An 8,945-nucleotide genomic window follows, 5' to 3' on the forward strand; every position below is an offset into this window, starting at 1 on the left:
TGTCTCGTCCGGGCAAACCAAGCTGGGCACTGACCAAATAGACCAATAGCGCTGAACCAAAGACTGCTTTGCCGCGCATGAGTGTTATGCCCAAGGCATTAAGCAGCTTGCTCATTCGGCACATGTTTGCATCGCGGTTCGGGAAGCTGGCCCATAGTGTTGGAAACTCCCCGGTCGACCGTGAGTTGTTTCCGATTTTCTTTCCAACGGGGAAGGCGGCGCATTGGGAATGCCAGCAACTGACGGAGATTGGGCAACCCTTGGATTTGAATGGCCGCCTAAAGAGCGATTTTGTCTAAAGCATCGCGACGACCTACGAGGCCGCCGCCATCTCCATAAACAGGACGATGATACTTGTGTCCAAGGATGTCGGCGCGTATCCGGTCGTCTACGCCTGCGTGTAAAAGCGCATCTTCAACGTAGTGTCTTAAACTATAAGCAGTGTGGCGCGGCGTTTCCTTCAAGCCATTGTTCCCCATGTATTTGTTGACTAACGCTGACCAACCCGAAGCTTTGCGGACGTATTTCTGGATGCCGCCACGCGCTACTAATCGTCGCGCGGCCTCTAGGGACGCGCCCAGTAGCGGAATTTCGCGCCGTGTATGTGCAACTTTCAACTCGCGCCCATTGGGGGCAATTCTGATAAAAGGTATGTTTTCTTGAATACAGAAGTCCTCAAGGGGTGCGTCCGTGACCTCGGAGGGCCTTAGGCCAGTGTTGATCATGACCAGCAGGATATCGGCTGCCTCTGAATTTAAACCGTCAAACGCTCCTTTCGCCAATAGTCGGTCCTGAAGCCATTCTCGGCTGAAAGATGGGCGTTGTATCTCCTTTGCGCCGTCCAGAGCCAACTTGGAAAACGGGTTTTCAAGATGGGTCGCGGTTAGCTCACACCAGGTTCCCCAAATCTCTGCCAAGTGCCCAAAGTCCTTGTTAGCAGTTTGTGCTGCCAGGCCATCAGTCTCGATGCGTTTCGACCACCAATTCCGAAACTTCAACGCATCTGAGCGTGTGATTTGATCAATCGGCGGTGAATGGGATGGGAACACGACCGAGACGAAGTTCCTGACTGCCCGCTCTTTGGACAATTTCCAACGGCGCTTTTGCGCGTCTGATTTACTCAAGTGACGGGTTTTAGTTAGGTCGATGTACTCATTGAGGACACTCTCGAGATCAGGGCGAGTGACCGGCACAGTCCCAAGAACGGCTCGGACTACTTCGGGTGTTTCAAGCTTTTTAGGTGTGCCAAGGGAATTTAGTCGACCAACGATTTCTTCAATTGGCGAACTAAGTAGGGTGTTCAGTGCGCGATATTGAAAACCTCGCACTCCAGCAAGTTTCTTTGCCGACTCGTAGTGCGCGCGGGCCGTGCCGCTATCACCAGCGGCCAGAGCTTCCCATTCCGCCATTCGTGCGACCTCAATTTGGGCAGCTTTAGCCAATGCCTCAGCTTTGCTGTCTGTATGAAGGGCTTGTCGCACCTGGGTGATCGGTTGTCCATCTTGGCCGCGAACAAGTCCTTTGAAACGCTTGGGAACGCGCTTCACCCAATAGTAACGCCCTCGGGCATTGACGATCCCCATTGCAATCCTCTCGCGCGCTCCGTTAAACGGTTCGATTTAGTCTCTGTTGCGGGATTTCTGACGACAGTCAATTGAATTTTTGAGTAACTAACTGGAAAAAATAAGTAAATTTTTCGAGCGAGCTTTGTTTCGGTCCGATTTTGGAGGCGAGTACCGGAATCGAACCGGTGTACACGGATTTGCAATCCAGAAAAAGAGACAGCGAAAACAACAGGTTAAGGGTGCAAAACACCCCCTGACAAAAAGTGAACAAAAAGCGAAAGTTTCAAAGCCAATTTCGCCGGTTCAAAACGAAAAAGGCCCCGTCACAGCGGCAACTGTGAACCGGGGCCAAATAGAAAAAGCCTGTCAGCTTTCAAAGCATATTAGCATGAGCCAGTGCTGCACCGCAAACGCTCAGTCCGCTATTTCATGGCCTCTAACTGGCGAGGTGGTTCAATGAGCTGGCGCATCGCAAATGAATGCGCCGAGCGCCGCTTTGGCAGCGCCGCGCGCAAGCAGATCATCATGTTCCTGGCCGACAAGGCGAGCGATGATGGCTCGGGCATCTGGTGTTCCAAGGGGACGATCCAGCGCCACACAGAGCTTAGCGAAAGCACGGTGAAGCGCACCATCATCGACTTCCTGCGCGAAGGCATTCTGATCGAGACGGGGCGGCGGCACTGCAAGAACGGCTACACCGTCATTTACCGCATTGTTCTGGAGCGCGTGGCCGCGCTCGAACCCACGGCTGAGCCCGATATTGAGACGGGGGTCACTGTGAACCCCGTCCAGCCTGAACCCGGTACGGGGTCCACGGTGAACGGGGTACGGGGTTCACGGTGGACCCCAAACCATCCTAAAACCATCCATAAACCACCTACGCGCAGGCGCGAGGCGGCGGTGGAGGTTGAAGATCTTGAATCTGAGAAGATCTTGGCGGCCTATCCCGAAGACAGGATCCGAGACCGGCGGACCAGTCTGCGTTTGATCGCAGCAGCCGTGAAGGCCGGGGTGAAGCCCGAGGATCTGAAGCAGGCGGTCAAAGCCTATGCCAAGGAAAGCGAGGGCTACACGCGCAGCAAGGTCTGTTTCTCAGACAACTGGTTCAAGATGCGCCGGTGGGAGAAGGGACTGGCCCAGATCCAGGCCGACCGCGAGAAGGCTCGAGAGGCCGAAGCCAAAGTCCGTGCGAGCCTTGCCGAGTGGATTCACGAGCGTCATCCTCTGTGCCGCCACATCACCAACCGGCAGATCGAGGATTTGATCGTGTCAAAACTGGTGACGCCCGAACAGGTCCGCGCTGCGGGGCTGCAGGCATGATCCTACGACCATTTCTCGCCGCCCATAAAATCAGTTTTGCGACTGTATCTCCGATTTCCTCACGGATGGGGGCGGCTTCAATTATCTCTTTCTTATGCCTGGCGACATTCAGTTGCGAGGTGGAAAATCGATCAACGAAAAGGAAAAAGATATGGCAAACCCACGCCCTACGAATGGCCCGTCTACCACCGGAAACAAATCTGGTTCTGGCCGCGGAAACAATCCTCCTAAGGGAAAGTAAGGAACCTGTAGTCAGCTGTGCGCAGCATGCCGAAAGGCTGCAGCAAAAGGCATAGCCACGACAGCTAGTGAATAACTGATTGGGATGGTGGTTGTACTGCCATCCCGTTATCGAGGTGCAAAGTGTATTATTCAAAAGACAAAGAGTTGAACAAAGTGATTGCAGAGGAAGTGAAGTCCGGGGCGCGATATGTCGCCGGAAAGAAGCATGCTAAGCTTTTCTTGGCCGGTGGTGGGTTGCTGGTATTCTCCCGAACGCCGAGTGATCGACGGGCGTTTCGGAACGTGAAGGCTGAACTATCCAGGCTACATCGCCAACGAGCCGAGGTGTGACCGTGTCCGACACTCAGCCGATAGCTCAACTCCCGACGTCACACTCCGCACTCCTCTACGCTGTGTCATTGTTTTGCGCGCCCGATTGGCAGCACTCAGAACGCCGCCGCTACGCACGCTCGGAGATGCGTTTGGAGGGAGGGACGGACCGAACGCTTGAGTTATTTGACCTGCTTCGTCAGTCTTGGGGGCTCGAAGCTTCATCACGCCTTTGGGGCGATGCATTTGAACAGGTCTACAAGCAGATGGAGTGTCTGGATGCGCTCGAACTTCACACGCGGACATATTCGGCAACTCCGCAGCAGGCGCTTTGGGTGCTTCTTGCGTTTGACCTTATGCCCGCCCTTGGAAGAACGTGGGGTTTTTGGTGTCAGGATGAGCCGCTCTTGCCTCAGATGCCCGAAGACGACCTTTGGTTTTTGCCGCATCAAGATCCTGCAAACCCAAATCGTTTAATTTTGCCGGTCGAGGCAACGCTGTCGTGGTGGTTAGATAAAATTGAAGGCCCTTTGGTTAAGGTTTTTTCCAAGGAGGTTGATGAAGCTGGAAGCGAAAACAGCGACAATGCTGCAGGTGATGAAGCGAGTGCAAAACCTGACAGATGGATACGCAATGTGAGGAACTGGAAGTCAGGCCGGACGACACCAGCTATTTCTAAGATCATGGAATGGTTCGGTGACGATTATCAATTTTCATACAAGAACTCTGACGAAGTTCATTTGTCGACATCGCAGCTTCGCTCATTGTTGCTTTGGGCGCGTGCGATCGAGCAAAGCTACAAAGATCTTGTTGGTTTTTTGACGCCTGGTGTTGAGCCGAATGACGCGGATCCTATGCGCAACAAGGCGTTGCAATTGATCGAGCTCTTCAGGTGGAGCCACGAGGCCACTTTGGAAAGCCACGACCCTTCGGTAGAGCGAGAGAGAAGGAGTTTCTCTGAATCTTTCCCAAAATGGGCAAAGAATAGTGTGTTCTCCGCTATCACAAATGACAACAAAGGAAATTTGCCCGCGCCAGAAACTGTGGCGAAATTTTTATCCCTGCTTTTCAACAGTCTACCGGATGGCAATTTGTCGCCCGACATTTTTGACGACTTGAATGCCAGAACACACAAAATGTGGCAGCCCGACACAGAGGGGATGCAAGAGCGAAAGATCATTCAAGACATAATCGATGAGGTTATGGAAGACTGGGACTCCGACTGCTCGGATCGACAGTTCCTTGTGGCACGAGGAATTGCAAATTTACGAAACCAATCGCGTATTGCCGAATTTGAATCGGACCTCCTCTATCTATGTGCCCTTAACGCAATCTCGTCTGGCAATTTCGACGAAGCGCGCGAACATGCAAAAGCGGCCCTGGACCTGTGCATGACGCGATCTATCGGACCGCTAAAGCTGGAAATTGCAAAGCTCAACTTCTCACTCTCTGTTGCTCAGGATTCTTTCAACAGAAAAAGCGCAGAGCGCAGTTTCCGACTTCTTTGCAAGTCAGTCGAGCCTGAAGTAGTTGCTCGCTGGAAACTTGGTGAAGGCCCGATCGATTATTCAATGCGGTTGGCTGCCGCCGATCATGCCGCCTGGTTCTGGGGCTACATTGTTCGCCCATATGAAGGGGTGGAAGTCGAAGCGCCGCTTCAACAAGAATCCGAGATCATTCGCGCATACTCAGAGTTGCTTTGGTCGGGCGCTTCAGAGGATGAGGTGCGCGGGTTCATCAAGCAGTTTCGCGGCGAGCTCAAGCGCAAGTTGCGAGATGTGCGCGGCGACACGTTCTTCACTGTGACATCAAAGATGGTGCCGGATCTTGTGCGGAGGATGCGGCAAATGCCGACCTATTCCGGGATCCCCAAAGAACCCTCTGAACTGGCCAACTCGATGGCCGCAACGCATTTGAAGCTGGTCAGATTGCTACCCACAGACGTTTTGGATGCGCGAGACTATTTGAAACAGACTGCGCTGATGCTGGCGGCCGAGCGAAAAGATGTGGAGATGATCAAAGCACTCGTTGACCGTCATGTAGACATCGATGCGCAAGACGCGCTTGGTCGGACGGCATTGCATTCAGCAGCCAAGGTTGGAGCTGATCGATGTTTTGAAATTCTCCTTGCTGCGGGCGCGAACCCGACGCTCCAGACTTTCTCTGGAAAGACACCGGCCATTTTTGCCGCAGAATTTGGGCGGGCTACGATCTTTGAGATGAGATTGGCATGTACGGGATATCAAATGGGCAGTAGCGAGCTTGAGGAAGCGCACAAGCTGGCGCAGGAATCTGCGGAGGATTTCAAGGCAAAGCGCAAGGCATATGCCATTCAGGGATACGAGATCGCTGGACGGAAGGGCTTTCAGAGAATTGCTGCTTTGGCATTTGAGATGCTGGATGAGTGAGCTCCGCCTGTGTTTGTTTGGGGTATGGGGATTTTTTCCAAGTCATCCATTGGCAGATTTAGGGTTTGGTCACATCAAAGCTGGTGACGCCGGAGCAAGTGCCCGTTGCGGGGCGGCATACGTGAGTGTTGCTCAAGTATTACGCTACGGCGTAAATTGAGCATATTTACGTTGTAGCGTAATTATTTTTGATTTACGCTACGCCGTAAAAGGAGCCGCATCATGGACCTCACAGCACGAACGGCCGAGCAGATCGGCGAGGCACTCCGCCGGACGCGCAAAGCGCGCGGCTGGACCCAAAGCGATATCAGCGCGCGCACGAATTTGCGCGTCGCGACGATTTCGTCGCTCGAGAATGGCGACGCGGGAACCAAGCTCGCCACGGTGCTCGCTGTCATGGCGGCTCTTGGGCTTGAGTTCCGATTGGTGGAGCGCGGTGGCTCGCTTGAGATTGAGGATATCTTCTGATGGCCAAACGCGGGCGTAGCGGCACGATGCAGGTGCTTCTGAATGGAAGGCTGGTGGGGGCTTTGCGTCTCGCAGGCTCGGGCGCAATTAACTTCACCTATGATCCGGACTGGCTGTCGTGGGAACACGCCATGCCCATTTCGCTTTCGCTGCCTTTGCGTGAAGAGGCGCACCAAGGTGGCCCTGTTATCGCCTACTTGGAAAACCTGTTGCCCGACAATCAGGCGATACGAGAGCGCGTAGCCGCTCGGGTGCGTGCAGGCGGTACGGACGCCTGGCACATGCTGGAGAAAATCGGGCGCGATTGCGTAGGGGCCTTGCAGTTCGTCTCTGGTGAGGTCCCAGAGGACGGCACACTCGAGGGGGAGCCCGTGTCTGAGGCGCAGATTGCCGATATGCTGCGCAATCTCGCGAGCGCTCCGCTCGGCTTGGACGAGGAAGACGACTTCCGCATTTCTATCGCAGGGGCGCAGGAGAAAACGGCGCTGCTGCGCCACGAAGGCGCGTGGATCCGTCCATCGGGGCTCACCCCAACGACACATATCCTCAAGACGCAGCTTGGCGTTCTGCCCGCAGGGATTGATCTATCCGACAGCGTCGAAAACGAGTATTTCTGCATGAACTTTTGCCGCGCCATGGGCATGGATGTGGCGGAGGTCGAGATTGCCGACTTCGAAGACGTGCGAAGCCTTGTCGTGACGCGGTTCGATCGGCGCTGGACTAAGGATGGCCGATTGATCCGCCTGCCGCAGGAAGATTTTTGCCAAGCGCTGACTGTCCCACCCAGCCAGAAGTATCAAATGGACGGCGGGCCAGGGATCACCGAAGGGATCGGATTACTGACTGGAAGTGATGCCCCCGAGGCAGATCAACGCGCGTTCTTTCGCGCGCAGGTGCTGTTCTGGCTCTTGGGCGCGACGGACGGGCATGCGAAGAATTTCAGCATCGCATTGCTCCCTGGTGGTTTCCTTATGACCCCGCTTTATGACGTGCTGAGCGCGCAAAAAGCCGTGGATGACGGTCAAACCCGCCAGAACCGGATGCGCCTCGCGATGGCGGTCGACGGGCACTATCGGATCAATGAGGTGGTGCCTCGCCATTTCCTACAGGCTGCGAAGGCGGCAGGCTTTGGTGTGGCGCTGGCGGAAGAGGTCTTGTCGGACGTCGCGATAGGGCTTGAATCCGTCTTGGACAAAACACTAGCCGACCTGCCGGATGGGTTTCCACTGCCATTGGCGGAAGCCATTGTTGCTGGAGTACGGCGTCGGGCGGCTGCCTTCGATGCCGTATGATCCGCAGATCATATTTCCGCTTTATGATCTGTGGGTCATATTGAATGCAGAGCAATCTGCAAGCCCAGTACAGTAGTTGCAGCGTTCCAGGCCAGCTTTGACGGGCCAGCCCAGAGATTGATGACCAAACTCAATTCCTCAGTGCCGTGTTTCCGACTGCTGAACATAAGCGGGCAGCCGTGCTGGACGCGGTTCAAGCCCCGCTTCAACAAGAAAATTCCCCTGCGCCCGCGCATTCCTCGCGAGGCAAGTTTCTCGCTGACAGCCCCTTGGTGCCAGCTTTGGTCATGTTCATCGAAACACTCAAAGTGAGGATCAAAAAATGGCTACTCAAACTCTGAAACTGAACGTCAAATCCGGCGAAAAAGACGGCAAGAACTTCTGGGACCGCTGCGGCGCGCTCTTCGTCAACACGGACGACAGCGGCAACATCACGTCGATCAACGTCAAACACAGCATGTTTCCCTTGCCTTCAAGCATTTCCGCGATGTCATCAACAAGATCCCACTCATCGGAAGGTGGCAAGACCAAGGGTTGGTCCCCCCGCAAGAACTGCCCTGATGCGAGACGCTTTAGATCATCGATTTCCAAGGGCTCGAATTCCTTGGCCAAGTAAGCCAGCTTTTCGGCCATCGGTGTGTCGGCGGCAACATCCAGATAGCCGCTTGGCAAACCAAGGCTATGGGCAATGTCATCCAAGTCATAGCCCAAGACCTGCATCCCCTCGATGCTAAGGGCCGTCGCCGGACAACAGTCGTAAGGGAACCGCGCATGGCATTCCAGAAGCAACGTTCCGAGCTTTGCGAGATGTTCTGCGCAGGCAGACACCACGTCTTTTCCGACGAGTTCGCGGGGTACTGATACCGAGTTCCCGGCGAAACGGTGGGTCCACCCGTGCAAGGCAGAACCACCAACAACCGAAACGGGACCCTCCTTTTGCGAGATGTTCCTGAGTTCGAGAAAAAATCCCATCGCCGCATCCGACCTCATCGTCGACTGTTGTCCTTCGTACCACTCGGGGAAACCCCGAACGCGCTTCATGCTCTTCTGCAGCACGAAGGTGACGCTACGACCTGCGCTCAAGAATGCGTTGAGATGGAATTGAAACTCCGAACCGTCCTTGGTCGAAAGCTGTGCGAGGAAATACTCGGCCTCCTGGAGCCTTAGGAGCGGGTACCTAAGGGAAGTGAATTCATGGGGCATACCTAGCGCGCCTTTCACAATTACTGGACGGCCATCGTGTTGTGATTGGATTACCGGCAACCAGCGGAAATTGATCGATATCATATCGATGGCCGCGACCACCAATTACGCTCCGACACAATCCATGTAAGTGGTTT

At 54.6% G+C, this 8,945-nt stretch carries 6 protein-coding genes; 4 read left to right on the plus strand and 2 right to left on the minus strand.

The genetic code is table 11. The features are described from left to right. Positions 1 to 278: 278 nt before the first annotated feature. Complete coding sequence (locus tag AC2FFP_RS08790; RefSeq protein ID WP_496766861.1) at positions 279 to 1,583, minus strand: tyrosine-type recombinase/integrase; 1,305 nt, start codon at positions 1,581 to 1,583, stop codon at positions 279 to 281. Between the two features lie 438 nt (positions 1,584 to 2,021). Here AC2FFP_RS08790 and AC2FFP_RS08795 point away from each other — a divergent pair, with 438 nt between their 5' ends. From AC2FFP_RS08795 to AC2FFP_RS08810, 4 genes are all read left to right on the plus strand, one after another. Further along, positions 2,022 to 2,885, plus strand: coding sequence for a hypothetical protein (locus AC2FFP_RS08795; RefSeq protein WP_496880921.1), 864 nt, complete (start codon positions 2,022 to 2,024; stop codon positions 2,883 to 2,885). Between the two features lie 575 nt (positions 2,886 to 3,460). Further along, positions 3,461 to 5,845, plus strand: a complete 2,385-nt coding sequence (locus tag AC2FFP_RS08800) for an ankyrin repeat domain-containing protein (protein ID WP_496880922.1) — start codon at positions 3,461 to 3,463, stop codon at positions 5,843 to 5,845. Positions 5,846 to 6,067: 222 nt separating this feature from the next. Continuing rightward, positions 6,068 to 6,313, plus strand: coding sequence for a helix-turn-helix domain-containing protein (locus AC2FFP_RS08805; RefSeq protein ID WP_036560649.1), 246 nt, complete (start codon positions 6,068 to 6,070; stop codon positions 6,311 to 6,313). Then, positions 6,313 to 7,605 (plus strand): type II toxin-antitoxin system HipA family toxin, encoded by a 1,293-nt coding sequence (locus AC2FFP_RS08810; protein WP_496880923.1) that lies wholly within the window; start codon positions 6,313 to 6,315, stop codon positions 7,603 to 7,605. Before AC2FFP_RS08805 ends, AC2FFP_RS08810 begins: the two co-directional genes overlap by 1 nt. Before the next feature lie 330 nt (positions 7,606 to 7,935). On the opposite strand, the gene AC2FFP_RS08815 is transcribed toward AC2FFP_RS08810, so the two are convergent. Beyond that, positions 7,936 to 8,910: an Ea47 family protein gene (locus AC2FFP_RS08815; RefSeq protein WP_496880924.1), complete on the minus strand. Its 975-nt coding sequence runs from the start codon at positions 8,908 to 8,910 to the stop codon at positions 7,936 to 7,938. Positions 8,911 to 8,945 lie beyond the last annotated feature (35 nt).

The organism is Ruegeria sp. YTSC004, from assembly GCF_059609805.1.